This window comes from Vannielia litorea, assembly GCF_019801175.1.
Lineage (GTDB): Bacteria > Pseudomonadota > Alphaproteobacteria > Rhodobacterales > Rhodobacteraceae > Vannielia > Vannielia litorea_B.
Genome location: NZ_JAHVJR010000001.1, coordinates 2,644,289 through 2,670,294 on the forward strand (window position 1 = coordinate 2,644,289; position 26,006 = coordinate 2,670,294).

Genomic DNA, 26,006 nt, shown 5'->3' on the forward strand with positions numbered 1-26,006 from the left:
TGCGTGGCGTCACTCGTCGCCGGGCACGCCGTAGGAGGGGGCGGCGGAGGGGTCGAGCGCGCGGGCGACGTAATCGGCCATTTGCGGCTTGTAGGTGGCCCATGCGGCCTCCAGCGCGGTGATCGGGCACTCCTCGGTCCAGTCGATGCGCAGCTCGGCCAGCGGCCAGCTCTGTTTGTCGACCAGCAGGAGACCGGCGGAATGGACCGGCCCGGCCTCGCCGCCGCCGTCGAGCCCGGCGCGGAGGGCCTGCATGAGGCGGTCGCCGAGGTGGCCCGTGCTGTGGAGGAAGTTGCCCACCATGACCTCGGGCACGCCACTGTCGGCCAGCAGGTTGCCCGCTGCGGCCACGTCATTGCCCTGCGCGGAGGACCAGAGGCCCAGCACGTTCTCGCCGGAATAGACGGCGCTTTGGCCGGATTTCCCGACGGCGAGCACCTGCCGGTACTCCATGTGCGAACCGGTGCGTTCGAGGATCGAGACCGCCTCACGTGCGGTGGCTCCCCGCTCCATAAGATCGAGCGCATGGGCGCCGAGGCGCGGGTCGGTCACGTTTTGCGAGGCGACCACGCCAACGCCAGCGCGAGCATGGGCGCAGCGGGCGGCCACGGCGGGGGAGGAGGACGAGACGACCATGCCGAACTGGCCGGTCTGCGCACAATGGGCAACGAGGGAGAAGGTCATGCGGGCCTCGCTCAGTCAGGGATGACGGCGGTGCCGTCGATCTCGACCAGCCACTCAGGGCGGGCCAAGGCCTGCACCACGAGGCCGGTGGACACGGGATGCACGCCTTTGATGTATTCTCCCATCGTCCGGTACACCGCCTCGCGGTGGCGCACGTCGGTGATGTAGACCACCACCTTTACGAGGTGCTCCATGTTGCCGCCTGCCTCTTCGATTAGCTGCTTGATGTTCTGCATGACCTTGTGGGTCTGCTCCACCGGGTCGTGGCTGGGGATGTTGACGGCGGTATCCAGCTCTTGCGGGCATTGGCCGCGCAGCCAGACGATCTTGCCGCCTGTGGTCACGACGCCCTGGGCGAGGTCGTTGTCGAGCTTCTGCTCGGGGTAGGTTTTGGCCGTGTTGAAGGGGCGGATGCGGTGGTGTTCCATTTGGGTCCGTTCGGGCTTGGGTTATTCGGTGGGCGCGATCTGGAGGGCGATCTTGCCGAAGTTCTGGCCGCTTTCGAGGAAGCGGTGGGCCTCGGCGGCTTGCGTCAGCGGGAAGCTGCGGGAGAGCAAGGGGGCCACCTTGCCGGGGCCGAGAAGCGGCAGCAGGTGCTGGCGGACGGCGCGGGCGAGGCGGGCCTTTTCGTGCGCGGGCTTGGGGCGCAGGGTGGAGGAGGTGAGCCAGAGGCCCTTGCGCATGACCTTCGACAGATCGACCTGCGCCTGCGGCCCGGCCATGAACGAAAGGCTCACGTGGCGGCCCTCGGGGGCGAGGCAGTCGAGGTTCTGGGCCAGCGCCGCGCCGCCGACGATATCGAGCACTACGTTGACGCCCTCGCCTTGGGTGAGGTCGAGCACCGCCTCGGCGTGGGGGCCTGTGCGGTAGTCGATGGCGCGGGCGCCCATGGCCTCGAGCCGGGCGCATTTTTCAGGCCCGCCGGCGGTGGTGATGACCTGCACGCCGGTCGCCAGCGCGAGTTGGATGCCCAGCGTGCCGATGCCGCTGGAGCCGCCGTGGATGAGCACGGTTTCGCCCGGCGCGAGGCGGCCGCGCTCGAAGAGGTTGTGCCAGAGGGTGAAGAGGCCCTCGGGGAGCACGGCGGCCTCGGTGGGGCTGAGGCCCTCGGGGACGGGGAGGCAGAGGTCGGCGGAGGCGAGCGCGCATTCGGCGTAGCCGCCGCCGTTCAGCAGGGCCATCACGGTCTCGCCCACGGCGGGGGATTGCACGCCCTCGCCCACGGCGAGAACGGTGCCGGAGACTTCCAGCCCGAGAATGTCGGTGACGCCAGGGGGCGCGGGCAGAGCGCCGGAGCGCTGCATGATGTCGGGGCGGTTCACCCCGGCGGCGGCGACTTCGATGAGCACTTCGCCCGGTCCGGGTTGCGGCTGCGGGCGGTCGGTGACTTCAAGCACCTCAGGGCCGCCGGGCTGGGATGCGGTGATGGCCTTCATTGCGCCTCTCCGGTGAAAATGACGGGGGCTTCGGGCAGGGCCACGGCGACAGCCGCGCCGACCTTTGGCACATTGGCGACGGGGACGCGCAGCATGATCGGCCCGTCCGGGGCGGCAGGGCAGGCAAGGTGCAACTCGACGTGGGCGCCCTGATAGACGGCGAAGCTGACCGTGGCGGGCACGGCGCCTGGAGTGCCGGGTGCGACGAGCTGGCAGGCCTCGGGGCGGGCAAAAAGCTCGACCGTCTCGCCCACAGCAGCCTCGGGGGCGGCGCTTTGGGGGAGGGTCAGGGGGGTGCCTGCGAGGTCGAGCGTGAGGGTGCCGGAGTCGCGGGCGGTGACGGTGCCGGTGAGCAGGTTGGCATCGCCCACGAAGGTGCCGACGAAACGGTCTGCCGGGCTGGCGTAGATCTCTTCAGGCGTGCCGATCTGGCGGACGCGGCCCTTGGACATAACGGCGATCCTGTCAGACATGCTCAGGGCCTCGCCCTGATCGTGGGTGACGAAGATGGTGGTGACGCCGAGACTTTGCTGGATTTCCTTCAGCTCGATCTGCATGGCGGCCCGAAGGTTACGGTCGAGCGCGGAGAAGGGCTCATCGAGCAGGAGCACCTTGGGGCGGATTATCAGCGCACGGGCCAATGCCACGCGCTGCTGCTGGCCGCCGGACAGCTGCTTGGGGCGCCGGTCGGCGAATTGGTCGAGCTTGACGAGGCGGAGGGTTTCCATCGCCCGATCGCGGGCCTCGGCGGCCGGAACGCCGCGAGTGCGCAACCCGTATTCGACGTTCTTCAGTACGTTCATGTGTGGGAAGAGCGCGTAGTTCTGAAAGACGATGCCGATCTCGCGCTTGTGGACGGGCACCTGCGTGACCAGCGCATCGTCGATGAAGAGCTCGCCCTTGTCGGGCTCCAGAAAGCCCGCGACGAGGTTGAGCAGCGTGGTCTTGCCGCAGCCGGAGGGGCCGAGCAGGGTGAGAAACTCGCCCTTGCGGATTTTCAGCCATGTGGGCTCCAGCGCCAGCGTGCCGTCGAAGCTTTTGGACACGCCGTCGATCTTGACGGCGGGGCGGGCGGGGGGCTGCCCGGGCACGGCCTCGGCGGGCTGGTGCAGCTTGGGATCAATCAACATTCAAGACCTTTTCGAGCCGGAAGAAGATGTGCGCGAGGATCAGCATGGCGGCGACGGCGACAACGTAGATCACCGAGACGGCGGCGAGCGTGGGGTCGGCGTATTCGCGCACGTAGTTATACATGGCCACGGGCAGCGTTTGGGTGCGCTGGTTGACCAGGAAGAGCGAGGCGGTGAACTCGTTGAACGAGAGGATCGCGGCGAAGAGCCAGCCGGCGGCGAGGCCGGGCAGCAGCAGCGGCAGGGTGACGGTGAAGAGCACCCGGCGCGGCGCGGCACCGAGGCTTTCGGCCGCGGCCTCAAGCTGGCGCTCGAAGTTCTGCAGGCTGACGTAGACCGAGCGCACCACGAAGGGCAGGACGATGGTGATGTGCAGGAAGACCAGCAGTCCCATGCTGCGCGGGATCGAGACCGAGGCCGCGAGGATCAGCAGGCCGAGGCCGATGGTGAAGTTGGGGATCACCAGCGACGACATAAGCACCGCGTGGAGCGTGGCCTTGCCGCGAAATTCGTAGCGGTTGAGGACGTAGGCAAAGCCGGTGCCTGCGACCAGCGCGAGGGTGGAGCCGAAGGCGGCGATGATCAGGGAGTTTTTAACCCCATCTGCAAAGTCGTCATACTCGAAGGCATGGGCATACCAGCGCAGCGACCAGTCCTGCGGCGGAAAGGTGAGGATGCTGGAGTGGTTGAAGGAGGCGATGAGCACCACCACGAAGGGCAGCAGCACGAAGCCGAGGATCAGTGCCACGAGGATGCGGCCGGACCATGTGAGCAAGTGGTCGAGGGGTGTGCGGTTCATGTCAGTGGGCTCCCTGCCGCTCGATCCGGCGCATGCCGAGGTTGAAGATGCTCAGCACCGCGATGGTGAAGAGCAGACCCGCGAGGGAGAGCGAGGCGGCGAGTGGAAAGTTGAAGGAGGCGAAGCCGACCTGATAGACCAGCGTAGAGATCGTGACGACCTGCCCGCCGCCGATCATTTGGGGTGTGGCGAAGGCTGAAAAGGTCCATGCGAAGGCGGTGGAACTGGCGGCGACGATGCCAGGCACCGAGAGCGGCAGGGTGACGGTCAGAAACACCCGGACGCGCCCTGCCCCGAGGCTGAAAGCGGCCTGCTCCAGCTTGCGGTCGATATGGGCGATGGCGGCAGCCAGCATGATCACGACGATGGGCAGGGTGAAGTGCACCAGTGCGATGACCACGCCCATTGTGGTGAACATGAAGGAGATCGGCTCGTCGATCAGCCCGATCCCCAGGAGGGCCGAGTTGAGAAAGCCCTGATTGCCGAGCACGATGATCCACGAATAGGTGCGCACCACCTCGCCCAGAAAGAGCGGCGTGAGGGTGATGATGAGCATCGCCCCGCGCATCCAGCCGGAGCGGGTGCGCAGCATGGCGAAGGCCAGCGGGTAGCCGATGAGCAGGGTAAAGAGCGCCGTCCAGAAGCAGAGCAGCACGGTGGTGATGAAGGCCTTGCCGTAGGCGGGCTTCAGCAGCGTGGTGAAGTTGTCGAAGGTGAAGCCGCCGGGATCGAGCATGCCCGGCACATGGGCGCGCAGGCTGTATTGCAGGATCGCCAGAAACGACGCGGCGATGCCGATGGCGATGAGCCCGGCGGGGGTGACGAACCAGCCCAGGAACGGTCGTTTGGTCATGGTACTCTTCAGGTCATTCAAGGTGCCGGGCCGGGGGGTGAGGGCCCCGGCCCGGCGGGGGATATCAGTTGGCGATCATGTTCTCGGAGAACCACTTGCGCCATTCGGCGGTCTTCTCGGCGCGCAGGGCGTGGGGGATGATCAGCGTCTGGCTGTCCCACTGCTCGGCGGTGGTGAAGACGCCGGGGAGCTCGGAGACCTCGGCAGGCAGTTCGACACCGGTCACGACCGGGCTGCCCTTCTTGATCTTGGCGATCTCGGCCTGCACCTCGGGGTCGAGGGCCGCGTTGATGAACTGATAGGCCAGCTCGGCCTTCTCGGTGCCTGCGGTGATACCCATGGTATCGACACCCAGAACCGCGCCCTCGGAGGGGATGGCCAGCTGGATATCAACGCCCTCGTTCTGCATGTGGTAGGCGTTCATCGAGAGCAGGATCTGCACCGGCGTCTCGCCAGTGGAGATCAGCTGCTGGGAGTTGGCATCGTTGGTGTAGAAGGCCTTGAAGTTGGGCTTGAGCGCCATCAGCTTTTCCTGCCCGGCTTCCCAGTTCTCGGCATCGGCGCCTGCCAGCATGGCGGAGACGGCGATGATGTGGGAGGGGTCGAAATCGGGGGCGGCGATGGAGGCCTCAAGCTCGGGCGACCACAGATCCTCCCAGCTGTCGAAGTCGATGCCTTCGGGCAGCATGTCGGGCCGGTAGCCGATGGTGTAGACATAGGCCCATGCGCCGATGTGGCCGGGGCTGATCTTGGCCTGCTCCACGAGGTTGGCGGCGTTCGGGATCTTGCTCATGTCGAGCTCTTCGAAGAGCTCCGCATTCTGGTAGAGCCAGCCGATGTGCGAAGTGGTGAAGGTCACGTCGCTCTCGGGGCTGTCGGCGTTCATCCGGGCGGCGTTGAGCCTGTCGATGGTGCCGCCGGTGATATACTCCACCTCGACGCCGGTCTCTTCGGTGAACTTCTTGGCGATGGTGGCGTCGATCAGATCGCGGAACGAGCCGCCCCATGTGCTGACGGTGAGGGTTTCGGCCCCGGCGGAAGTGCCGATGACGGTGAGCGCCAGGGCGGCGACGAGAGGATGTTTCATGTGGGTCTCCATGTTGTCGGTCTGCGGCGGCGAGGCCGCCTTTGGGTCAGGGGGTGGAGGCTTCGGGGCGGCTCAGCGATGCGACGGTCCTGCACCGCTCCCCTCGTCGATCCATCATGCTGCCCCCTTCCGTGGTGCCTGTTCCAATGCCTAAGAAGTTTGCAGACCGGCGCGGCGGGGGACATTTCAATAATCCTTCGCGCTGGCAAGGTTTCTCCGAAGGCGCGCGGCATGGCATTGAATTTACTGGGGTTTGGCGCAAGTCGGAGCATCGGGGCGCGGAGTGCCCGAATGTGCGTGATGGATAATTAGGCAGCCGCCAAGGCGGTCTGCCCAAGATTTCCGCCCTGTAGAAGCGGCCTGAACCCGGCCCTCGGGGTAAGCAGAAGGGGCACCCCCGGAAGGGTGCCCCTGCGTTCTGGCTGCGTGAGTGGTGGCAGGACCGTTACATCAGGAAGCCCGGAAGCCAGAGCGAGAGTTGCGGCACCATGACCAGCAGCAGCAGGAGGCCGATGAGGGCGAGGAGGAAGGGCATGTTGGCGCGGGTCACGGCCAGCACCTCCTCCTGCCCTATTCGGGCGGCCACCAGCAGGGCGAGCGCCACGGGGGGCGTTACCTGTCCGATCGCGACCGTCACCACCATCAGCACGCCGAAGTGGACGAGGTCGACATCGAGCGTGAGCAGTGAGGGCAGCAGGACCGGCATGATCATGGGGATCAGCGGGTCGAGCACCATGCCAGCGACGAGGGCGAGCAGCAGCAGCACGAGGATTTGCAGCACGTCGCTCTCGAAGGGGAACATTACCTGCATCAGCTCGGCCAGTGCCATCGGCACGCGGGCCTGGCTGAGCGCCCAGCCGAGCGCGGTGGAGAGGCCCACCACCATGAGCACCTCGCCGGTGAGCACGGCGGCATCGACGGCGACGCGGTAGAGGCCGCGCAGGTCGAGGCTGCGATAGATGCCCATCGACAGGAAGAGCGCGTAGGCCACGGCGAAGGCGCCCGCCTCGGAGGGGGTGAAGAGGCCGAAGACGAGGCCGCCGAGGATCAGCCCGGGCATGCCCATCGGCAGGATCGCGGCCCGGCCGGTGCGCATCAGCTCGGTCCACTCGAAGCTTTGCGCGGGCTTCCAGCCGTGCTTGCGGGCGAGCAGGCCCACGGTGAGCATGAGCACCAGCGCCATCAGCAGGCCGGGCACCGCGCCCGCGAGGAACATCGCGCCGAGCGAGGTGCCGGTGACGGCGGAATAGAGGATCATCGGGGACGACGGCGGCACCAGCACGCCGATGCCCGAGGAGGTGGCGGTGAGGGCGGCGGAGAACGGGCCGGGGTAGCCGGCCTGCTTCATCTTGGGGATGACCACCGAGCCGCTGCCTGCGAGGTCGGCCACCGAGGTGCCGATCATGCCGCCGAACATCAGACTGACGCCGACGTTCACATGGGCCAGCCCGCCGCGCATCCAGCCCAGCAGGGCGCCTGCGAAGGCGAAGAGCCGGTCGGCGATGCCGCCCGCGTTCATGATGCCGCCAGCGAGGATGAAGAGCGGGAGGGTGACGAGGATGGGGTCGGAGAGGCCAGCGAGGGTTTGCTGGGGCATGGCCAGCATCCAGCCGCCGGAAAAGGTTAGGAAGACCACCACCGAGGCAGCGAGCGCGACGATGATCGGGAAGCCCGCAATCGCCAGCCCGCAGAGGGTGAGGATGGTGGCGGCGGCGAGGCCCATCATGGCCGCGCCCCCCGTGCCAGGAGCTGCGCGGCGCGGAAGAAGAGCAGCGCGCCCATGCCTGCCATCGCCAGCATCAGCGCCGAGATGCCTAGGCCCTTGGGCATGCGGAGGATAGGCGTCACGTCACCCCCGAAGAGGCCGAGGTAGGCCTTTATCTGCCATGCGAAGAAGCCGAGCGCGCCTGCGCCGATCACGCCGCAGGCCACCGCCAGAAGGCGGCAGGCGCGGGGCGGGAGGCGGACGACGAGCACATCACAGGTGATGAGGGAGCCGCGGATCGCGCCAAGCAGCAGGCCCACGGAGGCGACCCAAATCATGGCGGTGACGACCAGTTCCTCGCTCCACGGCAGGGGATTGCCAAAGAGGTAGCGGCCGAGCGCGTTGGCCAGCACCAGAAGGGCGATGCCGCCCATCAGTGTGGCGGCCAGCGCCTCCAGCCCGCGCGTGGCCCAGCGGCCCGCAGCGCCGCCGGGAGGCGGCGCATCGGTTTGTTGACCCGCGCCGATCATGCACGCGGCTCCGGCAGGGGCTGTTTGAAGAGCTGGCCGTAGCCGGGGCAGTCATCTTCAATGCCCGCGAGGCGCAGGGCGTGCCAGAAGGAGGACTGCACAGCGCTGACAACCGGCTTGCCCAGTTCCTTTTCCAGCGCGTCGATCACGCCTGCACTGCGGAAGTTGGTGCAGCTGATGAAGACGGCCTCGGCCTCGGGCGTATCCATCTCGCAGATCATGTCGAAGATCTTTTCGAGCGGGACCTCGGCCAACGCCTGATCTTCGCTGATCCTCAGGTTGTCGCTCGCCAGCACCTTGTGGCCGTTTTCCTCGAGAAAGCGGATGGCGCGGGCATGGACTTCATCCACGTAGGGCGTGGCCAGAACGACCGGCCCGGCGCCAACGGCCTGGAGCCCCGCGAGCGAGGCGGTGGAGGCGGTGTTGACGGGGATGCCTGGCGCCCAGTCCTTCATCTTCTCGATCAGCGCCTTGTCGTAGGCGGTGCCGTGCAGGAAGGAAGCCGAGGTGCCGCCGAAGCAGAGCACATCGAGCGGGGCGGAGGCGAGCAGGCGGGCGGATTGCTCCAGCTCGGGGGCATCCATCATCGCCTGAATGCCCTCGACCGTAACCTTGGGCAGCTTGATCCGGTTGGTGTGGACCGAGACGCCCTCGGGTGCCATCGCCCACATCTCGTTTTCCATCACAACGGAGGAGGCCATGAAGATCAGGCCGATGCGGGCGCGGTATCCGTCGCCGTCATACACGAACGCGGGGGCCTTGCGGCCCCCGGTCTTGAGGTCTGTTGCACCGGTCACTTCAGGCTGCCTTCCACTTCGGTGAGGAACTCTTCGCCGACAATTGCGGCGAACTCGGCACGCAGCGGAGCGGCGGCCTCCTTGAAGGCGGCGAGGTCGGGGGTGTTTACCTTCATGCCTGCGGCTTCGAACTCGGCCACGAGCGAGGCGTCGCTTTCATCCGACTTCACCCGCGTGGCCTCGGCACCGGCCTTGGCGGCGGCGGTCACGGCAGCCTGCTCCTCGGGGGAGAGCGCATCCCAGGCCGAACCGGCCATGGCGAGGGTGATGGGGGTGTAGACGTGGTTGGTGAGCGAGACGAACTCCTGCACCTCGTCGAAGGAGAACTCCTGCACGACTGAGAGCGGGTTTTCCTGCCCGTCGATCACGCCTTGGCGCAGAGCGACGTAGACCTCGCCAAGCGGCATCGGGGTGGGCGCTGCACCCAGTGCGGTGAAGGCCATGATGCGGGTCTGCGAGCCGGGGGTGCGGAGCTTGAGGCCGGCAAGGTCGGCGGGCGTTTCGATCGGGCGGACGGAGTTGGAGATGGCGCGGAAGCCCAGCTCGCCGAAGGCCAGCACCTGGAGGCCGGTGGTCTCGCGCAGAGAGGCGGCGAGCTTTTCGCCCAGCGCGCCATCAAGCGCGGCGCGGGCTGTGGCTTTGTCATCGAAGAGGAAGGGCAGGTCGAAGACGGCGAACTTGCTGTCGAGCTCGACCACGTCGGAGCCGAGCGGCACCACGTCGACCTGGCCTGCGCGGAGCAGTTCGGTCAGCGCGGCCTCGTCGCCCAGCGCGCCGCTTTCGTAGAAGTCGGGGGTGAAGCCACCGCCTTCGGTGAGCGTGTCGCGGAAGGTGGTGAGCATCAGGTTGAGCGGATCGCCCGGCGGGGTTTCGACCGCCATCTTGATCGGCGTCTCGGCCATCGCGTTGCCCATGGGCAGCGCGGCGAGGGCCGTGGCGAGGGCAAAGGAAAGAAGTTTCATCGTAGTCTCCCGTTGGTGCGCTCTGGGCGCGTGGTCCGCCTTGGGGGCGGGTTATGGTGGAGACCGGGCGCAGGGCGCATCTGGACAGGAAGGGGTTGGCCCGGCGTCCGGTCATGGCTCAAGGCTGCGGAGCGGCGCGAATTCCAACAACTTGTATATTCCTTTTCGCTGCTTAGGCTTTTCCGTTCCCGGCGATAAAACCCTGTAAAACAAAGAAAAACGCGGCCCGAGGAGGGCCGCGTTTCGAGAGCGAAAAATCGGGCCGCCCAAAGTTTGGTCAGCCGTGCGCGAAAATCAGTAGCCGCGCGCAGGGTCCACCCGGTTCTCGACCGGCCTGCCCTCGGCCATCGCATGGATGTTGGCGGCGATCTGGGCGGCGGCGGTTTGGGGGATGGCGACGGAGGCGAGGTGCGGGGTGACGAGGACGCCGGGCATTTGCCAGAGCGGGCTGGTTTCAGGCAGCGGCTCGGCGGCGAAGACATCGAGCGTGGCGCTGCCGATCTGGCCGCTTTGGAGCGCCGAAACCAGCGCCGGTTCATCGACGATTTCGCCGCGAGAGACGTTGACGAAAGCGGCGCCTGGCTTGAAGGCGGCGAGCAGGTCGGCGTCGATCATGCCGCGAGTGCCGGGCGTGAGGGGGAGCATGCAAACCACGATATCGGCGCGGGCCAGCAGCGGGTGCAGGGCCTCGGGGCCGTAGTGGGCGGTGACGCCGGGAATGTCCTTGGGGCGGGTGGCCCAGCCGTGGGTGTCGAAGCCCTGGCGGGCGACCTCTTCTGCGGCGAGGCGCCCGAGTTCGCCCAGCCCGAGGATTGCCACGCAGGTTTCGGCGGCGCGCTTGGGGTGGCGGTAGGACCAGCGGCTCTCGCGCTGCGCCACCTCGAAATGCGGGATCTCGCGGGCGTGGCGGAGAACGGAGAAGAGCACGAAACCGGCCATCATCCGGCCCATCTCGGGATCGGAGAGACGGGTGACGGGCACGCTCGGCAGGTCATCGCGGGCGACGAGTTGATCGACGCCCGCGCCGAGGTTGATGACCATCGACAGGTTGGGGAAGCGGGCGAAGAAGCCTGCGGGGGGCTTCCAGACGAGGGTGTAGCGGACGCGCTCGGGCTCGGTGACATCTTCGGCGCGAGCGATCTCTACATCCGGCAGGTGGGGCGCCAGCGCATCGCGCCACGGCTCGAAGGGATCGACGGCGGAATAAAAGGCGAGGATGTCGCGGCTCATGCCCCCTCCCCCACCATCTCGCTCATGGCGGTGAGCGCCAGCAGGTAGCCGCGCACGCCGAGGCCCGCGATGATGCCGGTGGCGACCTTGGAGATGTAGGAGTGGTGCCGGAAGGGCTCGCGCTTGTGGATGTTGCTCATGTGGCATTCGAGGATCGGGCCGTCGAAGGCCATGAGCGCGTCGAGAATGGCGATGGAGGTATAGGTCAGCCCGGCGGCATTGATGATGATGCCCTGCGCATCGAGCCGCGCGGCTTGGATCCAGTCGATCAGCTGGCCCTCGTGGTTGCTTTGCAGAAAGTCCAACTCAAGCCCGAGCGCCTTGGCCTTTTCATGGCACTTCTGCTCGATCACCGGAAAGCTGTCTGACCCGTAGGTGCCGCTGGGGTCGAGGCCGTAGAGGTTGGCGTTGGGGCCGTTGAGAAAGACGATCTTGGGCATGGCGTCCCTTTCGGAGTGGGTCAGAAATGCGTTGACCGGCGCGGGGCGGCGCCGGTCATGAAGGGGTGGTTTGTGCGGGGCTTCACCCGGCGCGGCGGGCTGCGAGGGTGCCCGGCACCGGCATGTCCTTTTCATAGGCCGTGTAGTTGCGCTGCACCATCACGTGGGTGGCGAGATACTTGGCGTCATACCAGCAGCCGTAGATGAAGGAGGAGGCCCGGTTGGTCAGCTCGGGCAGGCCGAGAAAGTAGATGCCCGGCTCGGCGGAGATGCCGCGCTTGTGGAAGGGCATGCCATCGCGGAAGGCGCCGGGCACGTCGAGCCATGAGAAATCGAACTTGAAGCCGGTGGCCCAGAGGATCGAGGTGATGCCGGCCTCTTGCACATCGAGTTCCAGCACCGGGTTGGTCACACAGTCCGGGTCCGGCTGGATCTCCCATGCTTCGGGCTCTTCGGGCAGGTCGATGCCGTTGCGGGCCACGTATTCATCGGCCTCGCGGAGCACATCGAGATAGGCGCGGTCGCCCTCGGCGAGGTTTTGCACCAGATCGTCGGCGAAGGTGAGCTTGCCGTGCTCGTAGGTCTGGGTCAGGCCGAGGACGGTGATGCCCATATTGCCGAGGCGGCGGAAGTCGATGGTCTTGCCGCCGTCGTAGCCGCTGACGGCGAAGGCGACGTGCTTCTTCTTGGCGTCGATCTTGATCTCGTCCCACTTGCCGAGCACGCCGAGCCACCAGCAGTAGTCGCGGGCGCGGTAGCTGCGCGGGGGGCGGTAGTGCTCACCGATGGAGAGGTAGACCTTGCGGCCTGCGCGGTGCAGCTCTTCGGCGATCTGCGAGCCGGAGGCACCGCCGCCGACCACGAGCACGGCGCCCTCGGGGAGTTGGCCGGGGTTCTTGTAGGCGGAGGAGTGGAGCTGGGTCAGACCGGCGCTCTCGGGCACGATCTGCGGCATGGCTGGGGCCTGGAAGGGGCCGGTGGCGGCGACCACGCGCTGCGCCTCGATCACGCCTTGGGAGGTTTCGACCCGGTAGCCCGGCTTGCCTTCGGCGCGGCGCACGTGCTTGACCTCGACGCCTGTGCGGATCGGCGCGTCGATCATCGACGCGTAATCTTCGAAGTAACGGGCCATCCGCTCTTTCGCCGGAAAACTGTCGGGCTCGACATCGTTGAATTCCATGTTCGGGAAGCGGTCATGCCAGGCGGGGCCGTTGGCCACCAGAGAGTCCCACCGCTCCGACCGCCAGCGCTCGGCGACCCGGTTGCGCTCCAGCACGAGGTGCGGAATGCCCAGATCGCGCAGGTGCTCGCTCATCGCGATGCCCGACTGTCCGGCGCCCACGATCAGCGTATCGGTGGTTTCAACTGTCATGTCACGTCCTTGAAATGGCTCTTCACACCCGGGGGCCACGGCGGCCGCCCGGCAAAGTTTTCCTTTCGCAAAACGTGGCGTTTGGGGCTGAAAGTGGAAAGTAGAATATTCCTTGGCAACGGAGAGGAAAATCATTGTGTGCAGAGCGGGCGATCCGGATCAGCTATGCTGAAAGCCCGATCACGCCACAGGAGGCCAACGATGCTCAGCGTTCTTGCCGACCGGACCTATCGCCACCTGTTCCTTGCCCAAGTAGTGGCCCTGCTGGGCACCGGGCTGGCCACGCTGGCGCTGGGTCTGCTGGCCTTCGACCTTGCCGGAGAGGGCGCGGCGATGGTGCTGGGCGCGGTGTTTGCGATCAAGATGGTGGCCTATGTCGGCATTGCCCCGATTGCCGGGGCCTTTGCCGAGCGGGTCAACCGCCGCCGCCTGCTGGTGGCCCTCGATGCGGTGCGGGCGGCCTGCGCGGTGGCGCTGCCCTTCGTCACCGAGGTCTGGCAGATCTACCTGCTGATCTTCGTGCTGCAGGCGGCCTCCGCCGCCTTCACCCCGACGTTTCAGGCCACCATCCCCGATGTGCTGCCCGAGGAAGAGCGCTACACCCGGGCGCTCTCGCTCTCGCGGTTGGCCTATGACCTCGAGAACATCATCTCCCCCACCCTCGCGGCGCTGCTGCTGGCGGTGATGGCGGGGAGCACGCTCTTTGTTGGCACGGCGCTGGGGTTTGTCGGCTCGGCGCTGCTGGTGGGCTCGGTCGTGTTGCCCAGCCCGAAGCCCGCCGCGCCGCGCGGGATCTACGACCGCACCACGCGGGGCATCAGGATTTACCTTGCCACCCCGCGGCTGCGGGGGCTGCTGGCGCTCAATCTCGTGGTGTCGGCAGCGGGGGCGATGGTGCTCGTCAACTCCGTGGTGCTGGTGGTCGGGCTGCTGGGGCGGACCGAGACCGCGCTGGCATGGACCATGTTCGCCTTCGGCGCGGGGTCGATGGTGGGGGCGCTGCTGCTGCCTCGCCTGCTTGATCGGTTGGCCGACCGGGCAGTGATGCTCGCAGGCGCGGTCGCGATGGTGGCGGCGCTCATCGGGCTGGCGGCGCTGGTTCAGGCCGCAGGGCTGCACTGGGTTGTGCTGCTGGCCACATGGGCGGTGGTGGGGCTGGGCTATGCCGCCGTACTGACCCCCTCGGGGCGGTTGCTGCGCCGCTCGGCCCATGCCGAGGACCGCCCTGCCCTTTTTGCCGCGCAATTCGCCCTCAGCCACGCCTGCTGGCTGCTGACCTACCCGCTTGCGGGCTGGCTGATGACGGCCTTCGGCACGGTGCCCACGCTGCTCGCGCTCGCGGTGCTGGCGGGCGCGGGGCTGCTGGCCTGCCTGCTGCAATGGCCTGCAGGCGACACTGGCGCGGAAGCGATGGAGCACACCCACGACAACCTGCCGCTCGATCACCCGCATTTGCAGGGCCACCGGACACACAGCCACGCGCTCGTCATCGACGATATCCACCCCTGCTGGGCCTCGCGGTTCTGACAGGGTTCAGGTGCCGGGGCGGCGCTTGGTAATGAGCCGTGCCACGATGGGCGCGCCGAGGATCACCAGCAGGATGCGCGTGAGGTGGTGGGTGATGACAAAGCCGAGGTCGGCGCCGGTGACGATGGCGAGAACGGTCATCTCGGCCTGTCCGCCGGGGGAGAAGGCGAGGAAGGCTTCGACGGGGTGGCCAAGGCCCAAAGCGGTGACGACCACGGTGAAGAGCGCCGCCAGCACCGCGAGCAGCATCACATAGGCCACGCCTGCGGCCACGACCTTTCGGATTTCGGCCAAGGTAATGCCGGTGAACTGCACGCCGATGCCGCAGCCGATGAAGAACTGCGCGAAGAGGATCGCCTCGCGCGGGGGGCGGGTGTGTATGAGGTCGGTCAGGGAGAGCGCGGCGGTCACGATCAGGGGGCCGAGGATGGAGGCCCCGAAGAGACCGATGCGCTCGCCGCCCTTCCAGCCGATGAAGGCCGCTGCCACCATCAGGCCCAGCTCCTGCAGCGGCAGGCTCGCGGCAGGGGCGCCGATCGGGTTGGTCAGCCCGGCGCCGTAGACCAGCGTGAGGAAGACGGGCGCCAGCGTGACAATGATCAGGATGCGGGTGCCGTGGATCAGCGCCAGCGCGCGCGGGTTGCCGCCTGCCTCGGTGCCGAAGATCACCATGTCCTGCAAGCCGCCCGGCATGGCCGAATAGTAGGCGGTGGGCGCATCGAACCCCCAGACCCGGCGGAAGAAGGGCACCCCGATCAGGCCGATGAGCGCGATGTAGAGCGGGACCAGCGCGACCGAGGCCGCCATCGCAGGAAGCTGGGCAAAGAGCGCGGGCGTGATCGAGGCGCCGACCGCCACGCCAAGAATCGTTCGCGCGCCGACCGAGACCTGCCCGAAGCCTTTGAGCGGTGCGCCCAGCAGGGCCGCGATGAGGCAGGCCGACATCGGGCCGAAGAGGAAGGGCAGCGGCAGGTCGGCCAGCCAGAACACCGCCGTGCCCAGAGCGGCAAGGCCGAGGGTCAGCAGTCGTTGGCGCAGGGGAGAGGAGAAGGCGGCAAAGGTCACGGAGGCTCCGGATTCGGGCAGTTGATCTGCCTTGGGTGCGACTGTATACACTTGGATACATTATCCGCAATCCGATTGTGACCGGAGCCGAGATGGACGAAACCGACGATCTTCCGCAGCCTGGCTCGCAGGGCGAAACCACCTATCAGCGCCTGCTCGACGAGGTCCGCGCCGGACGTTTGAACCCCGGCGACCGCTTGCGCGAGACCGAGCTTGCCGAGCGGCTGGGGGTCTCGCGGACGCCGGTGCGCGAGGCGATCCGGCAGCTGGAGGCCGATGGCATCGTGACCCATCTGCCGCGCCGGGGTGCCGCGATCCGCACGCTGGGCTATGCCGAGGTGATGGAGCTTTACGAGATGCGCACGGTGCTGGAGGGCACGGCGGCGCGACTGGCGGCGCGCGCGGCCTCGGACATAGAGATCGAGGAGCTTATCGACATGAACCGCGCGTTGCAAAAGCTCGGCCCCGGACCGGAGGCTTTTGTGCTGAACCGCCAGTTCCATGCCGCCCTGCTCGATGCTGCGAAGAACCGCTTTCTGGCCCGCTCTATTGCCGGGCTGCACAAGTCGCTAATGATCCTCGGCCCGACCACGCTCACCGAGCCTGCCCGTGCCACGGAGGCGGTGAAGGAACATGAAGAGGTGCTGGAGGCGCTTCAGGCGCGGGATGGAATCCGGGCCGAGGTCGCCATGCGTGCCCATATCGAAATGGCCCAACGCGTGCGCGTTCGCGCCCTGCGCGCCCGCCCGCCGGTGGAGGGCGAGGGGCTATAGCGGGCGCTGATCGGTATCAGGGCCGGATGCGGGCCAAGGCGAACCTCAGTGTAGCGCCGAGCTGGCGCGGCACGGACTGCGCTCAGAACTGAACCCGGAAGGTCGTGCCCTTGCCGGTGGCTGTCTCGAAGTCGAGGCTGGCGCCGTGGCTCTCGACGATGGCCTTGGCGATGCCGAGGCCGAGGCCGGTGCCGGAATGGCCGTTGGAATAGCTCTCGGGCGCGCGGGAGAACCGCTCGAAGAGCCTTGGGCGAAGCTCCTCGGGGATGCCCCGGCCATGATCCCTGACCCAGAACCCAGGCCGTGTGGCGCTGGTGCCCAGCACCACGGACGCACCCGCCTCCGAGGCTTTGACGGCGTTGGAGACGAGGTTGGTCAGAACCTGAAGCAGGCGGATCTTGTCGCCGACGACCTGGCCCGGTTCGGGGCCTTCGGCGTCGAGCTTCAACTCGACACCGTGCTGGCGGGCAAAGGGGCCGAGATCTTCGATGGCGCTGGCAAGCAAAGGCTCCAGATCGACGGGCCGCATATCTGATGGCACCCGGCCAGCAGAGAGGCGCTCGAAGTCGAGCAGATCGCCCACGAGGCTGGCGACCTGATCGAGATTGCGGTCGGCGATGTCGAGGGTCGGCTGAAGCGGGGGAGAGAGCCTTTGCCGTTCGGCGTTGAGCAGCTTTACCGCGGCGTGGGCTGCGGTGATCGGCTGGCGCAATTCGTGCGATACGGTCGAGATCAGCTCTGCGCGGGCTTTGTCGAGCGCCTTGCGGTGGGTGATGTCTCTCAGAACACCCAGAAGCCCAAGTCGCTGCCCGCCGGGCTGACGGAGCGGGGCCATGAAGAGCTCACCGGGGAACAACTCGCCATTCCGGCGCTTCACCTCCAGTTCGATCCGGCCGTCGCCTGACTCTCTGACCTTCTTGTAGATGTCCTCGCCCTGCCGGTCGAAAGAGTCCTGATCGGCGAAGAACATCGAGGTGGTCTGTCCGATCATTTCGCCCTTGGTGAAGCCAAAGGTCGCCTCAGTTGCGCGGTTCACAAGCGTCAGGCGGCGGTTTTCATCGACGGCGATGATCGCGTCCGGCACGGTTTCGATGATGGCGTTGAGCACCATCGTCTTTTCGGCCAGCTCTTGCGTCCGCTTCTCCTTGAGCCATTCCTGCCCGAGCCAGCGGCCGAAGAGGTCGACGAGGTCTTTCTCTTTGTCGGAAAAGGGCGTTCTGGCATCAGGGCCGGAGAAGTTGAGCGTGCCGACGCGCTCGTGGCCGACACGGAGCGGTACGCCGATGTAGCTTTCGAGACCGAAGGAGGTGTAGCAGGGATGCTCGGCGATTTCAGACTGACCGGCGTGGTGAAAGTAGCGCACGGCATCGGCCGCGAGGGTGTGCGTGCAGTAGGTCTCTGCCAGATCGAACTCCGTGCCGGCGGCGGGCGCCCAATCTTCGCCCTCGACGTGGTCGATCCGGTAGTTGGCATCTTCGATCCGGCTGACGATGCCGAGCGGGAGCTGCAGGGCCTCGCACCCCAGCGCGAGCAGCTCCGACACCTTCTTGGAGAAGGCGAGGTCAGGGTCCAGCGAAAGGTAGAACAACTGGCGGAGGGCATGATCATGCCTCGCATCCGCAGGCAGATCGCCCTCGGGCGCGCTATCGACTTGTTTTAGCACCGCAACTCCTCGCCTCATCGCTCTTTTTTTGCGCGCAAAGCTGGGTGAGGCGGCGGTATCTGTCAATGGCCGCTTCCCCTGTTGGTTGTGGGGCCGCCGGAACGTTGTGGAAGTGTCACGTGGAGAACGATGAATGCGGCCACCACGAGGGCAGCCGCATCCATCCGGTGCCTTGCGGTCCGGCTATCCTTCCTCGGAGGGGAGAGGAATGGGGGTCAGGCGTGGAGGGCTTGGCGCATCTCCGAGACGAAGTTGGTCACAAGCCCATCGAGCGCGCCGATTTCGGTGCGGGCGCCGAGTTTGATTTCGAGGTCGAGGGCGCTGCGGCCAAGCTTCGGGAAGCTGAGGGTCTCGGCGACACCGAAGATGCGGTGCGCCCGGCGCGCAAGGCCGCCTGCCAGCTCGAGCCGGTCTTCGTCGCGCTCAAGCTCGCAGAACTCTTCGAAGGCGGCGATGTGATCGGGAAGGGAGGCAAGGAAGGCGGAGCGCACAGGGGCCAGCATGGCGGCAAAGGCCTTTGCTGGCTCGTCTCGCTGCGAGGCGTTGTTGCTGAAACCGTCCATCAGGCAGATCTCGCTCTGGAATACCCGTGCATGGTCGGCCGGGCGCGCGCAGAGAGCAAGGCCTCGTCGATCCCCTCGTCAATCGAACGGCGGGCGAAGATCGAGCCGCGCATCGCCTTGCCGACACGGACGATTGGCACGGCGTCGATCAGGTAGGCCTCCTGATAGGCCTCGAGCGCGGTGCTGATCTGGCTTTCCAGCTGTTCGGGAGAGGCGAGGTAGATCGCGGAGGAGACGGCGATGAACTCGCCGCTGCCTGCGTAGGCGACCATGAGGTTTTGCGACTTCAGGGTCTCGACGATGACTTCGCCCACGTCGGCCATGATATCGAGGAAGTCTTCATCATTGGTGCGCACGAAGATGTTGGCGGCGTTCTCGACGCAAATACCGATGCGCTGGCTCAGGGCATAACGCGGACGGCCGATGGCCTTGAGGTAGTTGCGGAGCGCCATGTAGGAGATCAGGCCCTTCACGTCGGGCGGCGTGAGGGCATCTTCATAGTCGATCTGGTGCTGCAGGTTGGTAGCGGCGGCGAGTTGCTCTTGCACGGCATTCGCGCGCAGGCGGCTCTCGTGAACCCGCTGGATCGACGACAGCCGCGCCTTGAACTCGAGCGCATCGAGCGGCTTGGTGATGTAATCGACCGCGCCGGCCATGAAGGCCTGGTCGATGTATTGCCGGTCCGACAGGCCGGTGACCATGACGATCTGGGTGCGCCCCTCCGGGTCCATCGCCCGCAGGATGCCCGCGAGCTCGATCCCGTTCATCTCGGGCATCTGGATATCGACGAAGATGCAGTCGAACGGAACGGTCTGCGTGCTGACGAGCCGCAGTGCCTCCTGCCCGGAAGCGGCCATATCAAGATCGGCGATATCGTGGTGGCGGAGAACGGCCTCGAATGCCGCTCTGAAAATTGGATCGTCGTCAACTGCGAGGACTTTCATTCCGTCCCTCCTTCTACTTAAGGGATTCTTAAAAACGGATTGCGGCAGAAATGGGTTCACGCTTGGGTTGTGAGAAGTTTTTCTCAATTTCCCTTAGGTCAGCTTGGCGCGGACCTTCAGGGACAGGATTTCTTGCTCAAACGGCGAGGTTGGAAACGGCAGATGCAGGGGCCTGCGGCACCTCTGCGCTCTCGCCCGATTCGGCGTTGAGGCTGGCTGCGCCGGACAGGTCGAGGTTCATCTCAAAGTAGAACGTGGCCCCCTTTCCGGGGTTGTTCTGATAATCTATGCGCCCGTCATGAGCCTGCATGATCTGCTTGGAGATGTTCATGCCCAGCCCGGTGCCGCCGATCTTGCGGGTGTCGGACGAATCGACCTGGCTGAACTTGTCGAAGACGCGCTCTCGGTCTTGGTCGGTAAGGCCCGGCCCCTGATCGGTGACCGAGACGCGGGCGATTTCGCCCTCGGTCTCCACCACGACATGCACGGTGCTACCCTCGGGGCTGAACTTGGCGGCGTTGGACACTATGTTGGTCAGAACCTGCTCGATCCGCGCCGCATCGCCGACGACGGGCACAGGCCTGTCGTCGTGGCTACAGTCGAGCCGCACCCCAAGACGGGCGGCATAGGGCCCGTTGGAATCGACCGATTGCTCAACCAACTCTCGCAGGTCGAAGGGCTTCATCCGGAAGGGCATGCGCCCGGCTTCGATCTTCTGAATATCCAGAATCTCATCGATGAGTTCGATCAGGCGGCTGCAATTGCGCTTGGCGATCCCCATGACCTGCTGGGCCTGATCGCCGATCGGGCCGAGATGGCCTGCATGGGCGAGGTCGATGGAGCCCTTGATCGAGGTGAGCGGCGTGCGCAATTCGTGGCTCATGGTCGAGATGAACTCGCTCTTGGCCTTGTAGGCCTGCTGCGCCTTCTGGTTCTCGACCGTCAGCGCATCCACCTGATCGAGGCTGCCGCGGTAGAACGACAGGTAGACCCGGGAGCAGTCGATCACGAAGTAGAGCACGAAGAGGCTGGTGAAGAGCTGCGCCCAAAGCTCCGATGTGACCGGCGCAGAGGTGACCCAGATGTCGTAGACCGGAATGAAGATGAAGGTGGCGGCGTAGAGCCCGAGGCGGAGGATGAGGATTGGCAGCACATGGTGGTTGTTCATTGCCGCGAAGAGGGCCGCTGCGAACAGGAAGAACAGCGACATGAAGTGCGCCCCCGGCCCCTGCGCCTGGGCGATGGCGATCGAGTAGAACACGATGACCGAAGCGCTCAGCGCGGTGCCGAAGTAGAGCTGGCTCAGCAGGCTCTTGGCGACCACGGCATCGCGCCCGTTCCATGCAAGGACGCGCCGGAACACCATGAAGTCGTAGATTTCAGACAGGGCGATCAGGATGCCCGTCGTGACCGCGAGAGCGATGCTGTAGTAGTAACCCGCAAGCCCGAGAGCCGCCGCGAAGATCATTTGACGCTGCCAGACGAGCTTTCGCCCGACCTCAGCATAATCCTTCATCTGCTCGGCCCGCACGACGTTCCATCGTTTGCCAAGCTCGGGAACCAGTCGGTTCATACCCTTGTCCTACTCGCCTCTTCGGGTCCGTTGCGCGAGACTGCTATCGCCGCGCGACCGGTGCCTTTGCGACACACTCATAAGTCGAGTACGCGGCTTACGTGGCGAGAATGTGGCAAAAGCTTGCAACCAGCTAGATGACTGGTTTGCGAGGGAATCTACCAAGGGTTGGCGCAACATGGGGCGAATACACGGTTTTCAACACGCGAAGGCCGAACGAGTATTTCCGGAACTGTTAACACCGGGCGTTGTAAGACACTTCACACACAAAGAGCAGGTGCCGCGCCGCGTGCCCCCCGCAAAACCGGTGGAAACCCCGGTGCAAACCGGCCTGAAAGCCACATCCATGTCTTTGGAGACCATGCACCTGCATGGGGACCTGATGGTCAAATACCTTCAGGCCCGGCGGCAGGTGTTTATCGTCTCGAAAGGCTGGCGCCTCTCGGAGACGCGGGGCATGGAGTTTGACCAGTATGACACGCCCGAGGCCCGGTGGATCGCCGTTCATCAGGACGGCGAGGTGCTGGCCGGCATCCGGATCGCGCCCACCACAGCCCGCTGCGGGCTTCATTCCTACATGATCAGAGACGCGCAGCTCGGCCTGTTGCAGGGCTTGCCGCTCGATCCGCTCTTTGCCGAAGCGCCGGTCTCCGACACGATCTGGGAGGCCACGCGGCTGTTCCTGCTCGATACCGTGCCCGCCGAGCGACGCGCCGAGGTTCAGCGCGTGCTGATGCTCAAGATGGCCGCCGCCGCGCGCGATGAGGGCGCGGACAGCGTGATCGGGATCGTGCCTGCGGTGTTTCAACGCTGGCTGAAGAGAATCGGGATGGACGCGGTGCCGGTTGGCCCTCGGTTCGAGCTGGACGGCGACCGCTCTCAGGCGGCAATGTTCAACGTCAGCAATGCCACAGCGCCGCAAATCTGACGCGGTAAGTCAGCTTTCTAGCTTTTGTTAATAGCGGTTTTCCACTACCCTCAGTTGCACGCCCGCAACACATGGAGTGCCACACAGCGCACTGACAACCGGAATGACTGAAGGTGAATTGAAACAGCCCCGCGTTCTGCACGTGGACGATGACGACGACATCAGGGCGATCACCCAGATCGCGCTGTCGGTGGTCGGCGGACTCGACGTTTTGCAATGCGCGAGCGGCGAGGAGGCTCTGGAGGTTGCCGAGGGTTATCGGCCGGACCTGCTGTTACTGGACGTGATGATGCCGGACATGAGCGGCGAGGAAACGCTTGCGAAGCTCCGGCTCTTGTCAGGCCTGGAGGCCACGCCGGTCGTCTTCATGACGGCGAAGACCCATTCGGACGACGTGGATCATCTGATGGAGCTGGGCACGAAAAAGGTCATCTCCAAGCCGTTTGACCCGCTGTCGCTGGCCAATGAGGTCGTCGATGTGTGGAAGGACAGCCAGAGAAGCGCCTGAGCCTCGGCGCGCTTGCCCCCTGCCCTAGCGTTCTGATGCCACGCTTGTGCGTGGCGAGTTCTTCTTATGAGGCTTGGCTGGCCACAGGCCGCGGGCGCCGACGCGCTCCCAGCCGGGGGCGTTTGGGCACGATATGGCCGGGCCGGGGCTTTGACAGATCGGGCAGCGCCTTCAGCCGCAGCACCAACCTGTCTTCGCTGGCCGTGGCTATGGCCGTTCTGAGGGTATCGACACAAGTCTTGCCGCTCTCGACCTTCGGGCGGCCGACGCGGGTCATCGAAAGCTGCACCACGCGGGGACCATCCCCCAGAGCCGGTGTTTCGACGTTCCAGAAGAACGGCTCGTAGAGATTGCGGTTGAGGTCCTGCCGGCCGCGCCCCACCACCACACAGCCAAAAACGCCGTCTCCGGCGTGGGCGATGAAGTGCTGGCTCGGCGCAAGCTTGCGTGACACACTCTGCACAACGTCCTTTATCAGGGCGTCGTAGCTCACAGCGTCGGCCTCTTCATAGAGGCTCTCGATGCCCTCGATCCGCAGCGCAAAGGTTTCGATCGCAAAGAGGTTGCCCGGCAGGAGCGACAGAACCCGCTCGAGGTCCTTCTCTGAAAGACAGGTCGGCACATCCTCCACCACGAAGGCCTCTTCCAACGGCCTGCGGGCGGAGGCGCCAAGGCGGGAGGCAAGCTGGGCTGCCGACCGTTCGAGACCCACCGAGATCCGCATTTGCTCCGTCAAAAGCCGGGCCGTGCGGATTCGGGCGCCAAGCTCCAGCCCCCGCAGCGGTTTGGTCACGTAATCCGTGGCGCCCGCCTCGAAGGCGCCTTCGATGGAAGCGTCGTCAAGCTTGGCGGTCAGCATCAGAATCGGGGTGATCTCATAGCCCGCCACCGCGCGAATCTGGCGGCAGAGTTCGATCCCGTCGATGCCCGGCATGTCGATGTCGAGCAGCACGCAATCGAAGGCGCTCTCGGCCTCATCGATGCGCTCCTTGGCCTCCGGCGCAGAGAGCGCGGTTTCCAGCGCGTCATAGCCCGCAGCCGCCAGAACAGACTGCAGAAGCTGCAGGAAGGTTTTGTCGTCATCGACTGCGAGGATCTGCAATTTTGGCTCCTTTGTTTCCATTGGCCCTGCCAGAAGCATCCGACAGATGACCGACGCGACGACCGCACAATCTATGCGGGTCCGCTAACGCAGAAGTTGTTTAATGATTATGTCAGAAGCTTGGCCCGTTTGGGCTCTTTATCCGCCCTGACGCTTGGTTAACCGCGTGGGTTTGCCATGTTTCGGGGTGTCGATGGAGCGGTGGGCGCCGGGCATGCCCTCGCCTGCTACGGCACTTGCATCGGCACGCTGGTGGTCATCGTTGAGCTCTGGCGATCCCACGAGGACTCGAACCCCGAACCTGCTGATTAGAAGTCAGCTGCTCTATCCAGTTGAGCTATGGGACCGCTCGCGATGTGGTAGCCCGGCGGCGGGGGCCGGTCAACGTGGGGCGGGTGGGGCTGTCATGGAAGTGTCACTTGGCCTCAGCCACTATTTCGCATATTCGTGAAATATGGAAAAAATGATTCCCGACCGTCTAACCACCTTGGGCCACCCGCAGCGGCTGGCGCTCTTCCGGCTGTTGATGCGCCGCTACCCCGACAGCCTGCCTGCCGGGGAGATCGCGGCGGCGCTGGGGCTGAAGGCCAGCACGCTCAGCGCCTATCTTTCGGCGCTCCAATCCGTGGGCCTCATCTCGCAGACGCGGGCGGGCACATCGCTGCTCTACGCGATCAACATGGCAGGCGTGCGACAGACCTTCGAATACCTGTTGCTCGACTGCTGCCGGGGCCGCCCGGAGCTTTGCGCCATCTTCCCCGACCTCCTCACCGAAGGACATGCTCCCATGACCGACCGCACCTACAACGTGCTTTTCATCTGCACCGGAAATTCTGCCCGCTCGGTTTTTGCCGAAACGCTGCTGCGTTCTATCGGCGGCGATCGGTTCAACGCCTATTCTGCCGGCACCCGGCCCAGCTCTGAGCTGAACCCCTTTGCGGTGCGGCTGCTGGAGGACAAGGGGCATGACATTTCGCATCTGCGGGCCAAGAACGTGAGCGAATTCACCGGCGCGGAGGCTCCGCACCTCGATTTCGTTTTCACCGTTTGCAATCAGGCCGCCAACGAGGAATGCCCGGCCTGGGAGGGCCAGCCGATCAGCGGGCATTGGGGCATGGAAGACCCGGTGAAGGTGGAAGGCACGGACGCGCAGAAGAGCCTCGCCTTTCAGCAGGCCTACGGCGCGCTGAAGCACCGGATCACCGCCTTCACCGCCCTGCCGCTCGGAACGCTGGACCGGATCGCGCTGCAATCTGCCGTGGATGACATCGGCCGCACCCAATCGGAGGCCCCGGCATGACCACCTACGCGCTCAACGGCCTTGGCCGGATCGGAAAGCTCGCCCTGAAGCCGCTGCTGGCGCAGGGCGCAAAGATAGCCTGGATCAACGACGCGGTGGGCGATGCGGCGATGCATGCCCACCTGCTGGAGTTCGACACGGTGCATGGGCGCTGGGATGCGGCGTTTGAAAGCGACGCTGAGAGCGTGACGATTGATGGTATGCGGCTGCCGTTCATCGGCACGCGCGACCTCGGCGCGCTGCCGCTGGAGGGGGTCGACGTGGTGATCGATTGCACTGGGGTGTTCAAGAGCGAGGACGCGCTGGCGCCCTATTTCGCGGCGGGTGTGAAGAAGGTGGTGGTCTCGGCTCCGGTGAAGGACGGGCCGACGGCGAATATCGTGATGGGGGTGAATGAGGGCAGCTATGACACGGCGGCGCATTCCATCGTCACCGCCGCCTCCTGCACCACCAATTGCCTCGCGCCGGTGGTGAAGGTGATCCACGAGGGGCTGGGCATCAAGCATGGTTCGATCACCACGATCCATGACGTGACCAACACGCAAACCATCGTGGACCGCCCGGCGAAGGACCTGCGGCGGGCGCGGTCGGCGCTGAACTCGCTGATCCCCACCACCACCGGCAGCGCTACGGCGATCACGCTGATCTACCCCGAACTGAAGGGCCGGTTGAACGGCCATGCGGTTCGGGTGCCGCTGCTGAACGCCTCGCTGACCGATTGCGTCTTCGAGGTGGAGCGGGAGACCACCGTGGAGGAGGTCAACGAGATGTTCCGGGTCGCATCGGAGGGGCCGTTGAAAGGCATTCTGGGCTATGAAACGCGCCCGCTGGTCTCGACCGATTACACCAATGACCAGAGGTCCAGCATCGTCGATGCGCCCTCGACCATGGTGGTGAACGGGACGCAGGTGAAGGTTTATGCGTGGTACGACAACGAGATGGGCTATGCGCACCGGCTGGTGGATGTGGCGATGATGGTGGGAGCCTCCTTGTGAGCAAGCCGGAGGGGCTTTCGGCCTATATCGCCGTCACGGC

The 26,006-nt window shown here is 65.6% G+C and carries 26 protein-coding genes and 1 tRNA gene; 6 read left to right on the forward strand and 21 right to left on the reverse strand.

Features of this window, described 5'->3' with window-relative positions; all coding sequences use genetic code 11:
* Positions 1-9: 9 nt before the first annotated feature.
* From KUV38_RS12920 to KUV38_RS12985, 14 genes are all read right to left on the reverse strand, one after another.
* The gene (locus KUV38_RS12920; RefSeq protein WP_222470439.1) at positions 10-684 is read right to left on the reverse strand and encodes a DUF1028 domain-containing protein; all 675 of its coding nucleotides are present in this window, start codon (positions 682-684) and stop codon (positions 10-12) included.
* Positions 685-695: 11 nt separating this feature from the next.
* On the reverse strand, positions 696-1,112 hold the full coding sequence (locus KUV38_RS12925; protein ID WP_222470440.1) for a RidA family protein: 417 nt from the start codon (positions 1,110-1,112) through the stop codon (positions 696-698).
* 21 nt (positions 1,113-1,133) lie between these two features.
* On the reverse strand, positions 1,134-2,120 hold the full coding sequence (locus KUV38_RS12930; protein WP_222470441.1) for an NAD(P)H-quinone oxidoreductase: 987 nt from the start codon (positions 2,118-2,120) through the stop codon (positions 1,134-1,136).
* Positions 2,117-3,250 (reverse strand): ABC transporter ATP-binding protein, encoded by a 1,134-nt coding sequence (locus tag KUV38_RS12935; protein ID WP_222470442.1) that lies wholly within the window; start codon positions 3,248-3,250, stop codon positions 2,117-2,119. The genes KUV38_RS12930 and KUV38_RS12935 overlap by 4 nt, the downstream gene beginning before the upstream one ends.
* The gene (locus KUV38_RS12940; RefSeq protein WP_222470443.1) at positions 3,240-4,049 is read right to left on the reverse strand and encodes an ABC transporter permease; all 810 of its coding nucleotides are present in this window, start codon (positions 4,047-4,049) and stop codon (positions 3,240-3,242) included. Before KUV38_RS12940 ends, KUV38_RS12935 begins: the two co-directional genes overlap by 11 nt.
* Position 4,050: 1 nt before the next feature.
* A complete protein-coding gene (locus KUV38_RS12945) occupies positions 4,051-4,902 on the reverse strand; it encodes an ABC transporter permease (RefSeq protein ID WP_222470444.1) in 852 nt (283 codons plus the stop codon).
* A gap of 64 nt (positions 4,903-4,966) precedes the next feature.
* Positions 4,967-5,989, reverse strand: a complete 1,023-nt coding sequence (locus tag KUV38_RS12950; protein ID WP_222470445.1) for a PotD/PotF family extracellular solute-binding protein — start codon at positions 5,987-5,989, stop codon at positions 4,967-4,969.
* Between the two features lie 445 nt (positions 5,990-6,434).
* Complete coding sequence (locus KUV38_RS12955; RefSeq protein ID WP_222470446.1) at positions 6,435-7,715, reverse strand: TRAP transporter large permease; 1,281 nt, start codon at positions 7,713-7,715, stop codon at positions 6,435-6,437.
* Positions 7,712-8,224, reverse strand: coding sequence for a TRAP transporter small permease (locus tag KUV38_RS12960; protein ID WP_222470447.1), 513 nt, complete (start codon positions 8,222-8,224; stop codon positions 7,712-7,714). The genes KUV38_RS12955 and KUV38_RS12960 overlap by 4 nt, the downstream gene beginning before the upstream one ends.
* On the reverse strand, positions 8,221-9,021 hold the full coding sequence (locus KUV38_RS12965; protein WP_222470448.1) for a hypothetical protein: 801 nt from the start codon (positions 9,019-9,021) through the stop codon (positions 8,221-8,223). The genes KUV38_RS12960 and KUV38_RS12965 overlap by 4 nt, the downstream gene beginning before the upstream one ends.
* Positions 9,018-9,983, reverse strand: coding sequence for a TRAP transporter substrate-binding protein (locus tag KUV38_RS12970; protein WP_222470449.1), 966 nt, complete (start codon positions 9,981-9,983; stop codon positions 9,018-9,020). Before KUV38_RS12970 ends, KUV38_RS12965 begins: the two co-directional genes overlap by 4 nt.
* 294 nt (positions 9,984-10,277) lie before the next feature.
* Complete coding sequence (locus KUV38_RS12975) at positions 10,278-11,213, reverse strand: 2-hydroxyacid dehydrogenase (RefSeq protein ID WP_222470450.1); 936 nt, start codon at positions 11,211-11,213, stop codon at positions 10,278-10,280.
* A complete protein-coding gene (locus tag KUV38_RS12980) occupies positions 11,210-11,653 on the reverse strand; it encodes a type II 3-dehydroquinate dehydratase (protein WP_222470451.1) in 444 nt (147 codons plus the stop codon). The genes KUV38_RS12975 and KUV38_RS12980 overlap by 4 nt, the downstream gene beginning before the upstream one ends.
* An 82-nt stretch (positions 11,654-11,735) precedes the next feature.
* The gene (locus KUV38_RS12985; protein WP_222470452.1) at positions 11,736-13,025 is read right to left on the reverse strand and encodes a flavin-containing monooxygenase; all 1,290 of its coding nucleotides are present in this window, start codon (positions 13,023-13,025) and stop codon (positions 11,736-11,738) included.
* Between the two features lie 201 nt (positions 13,026-13,226).
* On the opposite strand from KUV38_RS12985, the gene KUV38_RS12990 reads away from it, so the two are divergent.
* Positions 13,227-14,552, forward strand: a complete 1,326-nt coding sequence (locus tag KUV38_RS12990) for an MFS transporter (RefSeq protein WP_222470453.1) — start codon at positions 13,227-13,229, stop codon at positions 14,550-14,552.
* A 6-nt stretch (positions 14,553-14,558) separates the two neighbouring features.
* Here the strand turns inward: KUV38_RS12990 and KUV38_RS12995 are convergent, their stop codons facing one another.
* Entirely contained in the window at positions 14,559-15,617 is a 1,059-nt protein-coding gene (locus tag KUV38_RS12995; protein WP_222471073.1) for an AbrB family transcriptional regulator, read from the reverse strand.
* Positions 15,618-15,709: 92 nt separating this feature from the next.
* Here KUV38_RS12995 and KUV38_RS13000 point away from each other — a divergent pair, with 92 nt between their 5' ends.
* Complete coding sequence (locus tag KUV38_RS13000; RefSeq protein ID WP_222470454.1) at positions 15,710-16,390, forward strand: GntR family transcriptional regulator; 681 nt, start codon at positions 15,710-15,712, stop codon at positions 16,388-16,390.
* Positions 16,391-16,472: 82 nt separating this feature from the next.
* Here KUV38_RS13000 and KUV38_RS13005 read toward each other — a convergent pair whose 3' ends face one another.
* The 4 genes from KUV38_RS13005 to KUV38_RS13020 all read right to left on the reverse strand — a co-directional run bounded on the left by KUV38_RS13005 (position 16,473) and on the right by KUV38_RS13020 (position 21,133).
* Positions 16,473-18,053, reverse strand: a complete 1,581-nt coding sequence (locus KUV38_RS13005) for an ATP-binding protein (RefSeq protein WP_222470455.1) — start codon at positions 18,051-18,053, stop codon at positions 16,473-16,475.
* Positions 18,054-18,268: 215 nt separating this feature from the next.
* On the reverse strand, positions 18,269-18,616 hold the full coding sequence (locus KUV38_RS13010; protein WP_222470456.1) for an Hpt domain-containing protein: 348 nt from the start codon (positions 18,614-18,616) through the stop codon (positions 18,269-18,271).
* Positions 18,616-19,560, reverse strand: coding sequence for a two-component system response regulator (locus KUV38_RS13015; protein ID WP_222470457.1), 945 nt, complete (start codon positions 19,558-19,560; stop codon positions 18,616-18,618). Before KUV38_RS13015 ends, KUV38_RS13010 begins: the two co-directional genes overlap by 1 nt.
* Before the next feature lie 136 nt (positions 19,561-19,696).
* Complete coding sequence (locus KUV38_RS13020) at positions 19,697-21,133, reverse strand: sensor histidine kinase (RefSeq protein WP_261385220.1); 1,437 nt, start codon at positions 21,131-21,133, stop codon at positions 19,697-19,699.
* Positions 21,134-21,479: 346 nt separating this feature from the next.
* On the opposite strand from KUV38_RS13020, the gene KUV38_RS13025 reads away from it, so the two are divergent.
* Entirely contained in the window at positions 21,480-22,061 is a 582-nt protein-coding gene (locus KUV38_RS13025) for an acyl-homoserine-lactone synthase (RefSeq protein ID WP_222470458.1), read from the forward strand.
* 142 nt (positions 22,062-22,203) lie between these two features.
* Entirely contained in the window at positions 22,204-22,569 is a 366-nt protein-coding gene (locus tag KUV38_RS13030; RefSeq protein ID WP_315898624.1) for a response regulator, read from the forward strand.
* A 64-nt stretch (positions 22,570-22,633) separates the two neighbouring features.
* Here KUV38_RS13030 and KUV38_RS13035 read toward each other — a convergent pair whose 3' ends face one another.
* Both KUV38_RS13035 and KUV38_RS13040 read right to left on the reverse strand, forming a co-directional pair.
* Positions 22,634-23,671, reverse strand: coding sequence for a PleD family two-component system response regulator (locus KUV38_RS13035; protein WP_222470460.1), 1,038 nt, complete (start codon positions 23,669-23,671; stop codon positions 22,634-22,636).
* A gap of 270 nt (positions 23,672-23,941) precedes the next feature.
* A tRNA-Arg gene (locus KUV38_RS13040) sits at positions 23,942-24,018 on the reverse strand.
* Between the two features lie 107 nt (positions 24,019-24,125).
* Here KUV38_RS13040 and KUV38_RS13045 point away from each other — a divergent pair.
* Together KUV38_RS13045 and KUV38_RS13050 are read left to right on the forward strand one after the other, a co-directional pair.
* Positions 24,126-24,971 carry a helix-turn-helix domain-containing protein gene (locus KUV38_RS13045; RefSeq protein WP_222470461.1) on the forward strand — a complete coding sequence of 282 codons (846 nt, stop codon included), beginning with the start codon at positions 24,126-24,128 and terminating at the stop codon, positions 24,969-24,971.
* Complete coding sequence (locus tag KUV38_RS13050; RefSeq protein WP_222470462.1) at positions 24,968-25,966, forward strand: ArsJ-associated glyceraldehyde-3-phosphate dehydrogenase; 999 nt, start codon at positions 24,968-24,970, stop codon at positions 25,964-25,966. Before KUV38_RS13045 ends, KUV38_RS13050 begins: the two co-directional genes overlap by 4 nt.
* Positions 25,967-26,006 lie beyond the last annotated feature (40 nt).

Excerpts from the sequence above, each read along its gene's own strand:
- KUV38_RS12920 (WP_222470439.1), bottom strand. The coding sequence starts at position 684 with ATGACCTTCTCCCTCGTTGCCCATTGTGCGCAGACCGGCCAGTTCGGC.
- KUV38_RS12925 (WP_222470440.1), bottom strand. The coding sequence starts at position 1,112 with ATGGAACACCACCGCATCCGCCCCTTCAACACGGCCAAAACCTACCCC.
- KUV38_RS12930 (WP_222470441.1), bottom strand. The coding sequence starts at position 2,120 with ATGAAGGCCATCACCGCATCCCAGCCCGGCGGCCCTGAGGTGCTTGAA.
- KUV38_RS12935 (WP_222470442.1), bottom strand. The coding sequence starts at position 3,250 with ATGTTGATTGATCCCAAGCTGCACCAGCCCGCCGAGGCCGTGCCCGGG.
- KUV38_RS12940 (WP_222470443.1), bottom strand. The coding sequence starts at position 4,049 with ATGAACCGCACACCCCTCGACCACTTGCTCACATGGTCCGGCCGCATC.
- KUV38_RS12945 (WP_222470444.1), bottom strand. The coding sequence starts at position 4,902 with ATGACCAAACGACCGTTCCTGGGCTGGTTCGTCACCCCCGCCGGGCTC.
- KUV38_RS12950 (WP_222470445.1), bottom strand. The coding sequence starts at position 5,989 with ATGAAACATCCTCTCGTCGCCGCCCTGGCGCTCACCGTCATCGGCACT.
- KUV38_RS12955 (WP_222470446.1), bottom strand. The coding sequence starts at position 7,715 with ATGATGGGCCTCGCCGCCGCCACCATCCTCACCCTCTGCGGGCTGGCG.
- KUV38_RS12960 (WP_222470447.1), bottom strand. The coding sequence starts at position 8,224 with ATGATCGGCGCGGGTCAACAAACCGATGCGCCGCCTCCCGGCGGCGCT.
- KUV38_RS12970 (WP_222470449.1), bottom strand. The coding sequence starts at position 9,983 with ATGAAACTTCTTTCCTTTGCCCTCGCCACGGCCCTCGCCGCGCTGCCC.
- KUV38_RS12975 (WP_222470450.1), bottom strand. The coding sequence starts at position 11,213 with ATGAGCCGCGACATCCTCGCCTTTTATTCCGCCGTCGATCCCTTCGAG.
- KUV38_RS12980 (WP_222470451.1), bottom strand. The coding sequence starts at position 11,653 with ATGCCCAAGATCGTCTTTCTCAACGGCCCCAACGCCAACCTCTACGGC.
- KUV38_RS12985 (WP_222470452.1), bottom strand. The coding sequence starts at position 13,025 with ATGACAGTTGAAACCACCGATACGCTGATCGTGGGCGCCGGACAGTCG.
- KUV38_RS12990 (WP_222470453.1), top strand. The coding sequence starts at position 13,227 with ATGCTCAGCGTTCTTGCCGACCGGACCTATCGCCACCTGTTCCTTGCC.
- KUV38_RS13000 (WP_222470454.1), top strand. The coding sequence starts at position 15,710 with ATGGACGAAACCGACGATCTTCCGCAGCCTGGCTCGCAGGGCGAAACC.
- KUV38_RS13010 (WP_222470456.1), bottom strand. The coding sequence starts at position 18,616 with ATGGACGGTTTCAGCAACAACGCCTCGCAGCGAGACGAGCCAGCAAAG.
- KUV38_RS13015 (WP_222470457.1), bottom strand. The coding sequence starts at position 19,560 with ATGAAAGTCCTCGCAGTTGACGACGATCCAATTTTCAGAGCGGCATTC.
- KUV38_RS13020 (WP_261385220.1), bottom strand. The coding sequence starts at position 21,133 with ATGAACCGACTGGTTCCCGAGCTTGGCAAACGATGGAACGTCGTGCGG.
- KUV38_RS13025 (WP_222470458.1), top strand. The coding sequence starts at position 21,480 with ATGTCTTTGGAGACCATGCACCTGCATGGGGACCTGATGGTCAAATAC.
- KUV38_RS13045 (WP_222470461.1), top strand. The coding sequence starts at position 24,126 with ATGGAAAAAATGATTCCCGACCGTCTAACCACCTTGGGCCACCCGCAG.
- KUV38_RS13050 (WP_222470462.1), top strand. The coding sequence starts at position 24,968 with ATGACCACCTACGCGCTCAACGGCCTTGGCCGGATCGGAAAGCTCGCC.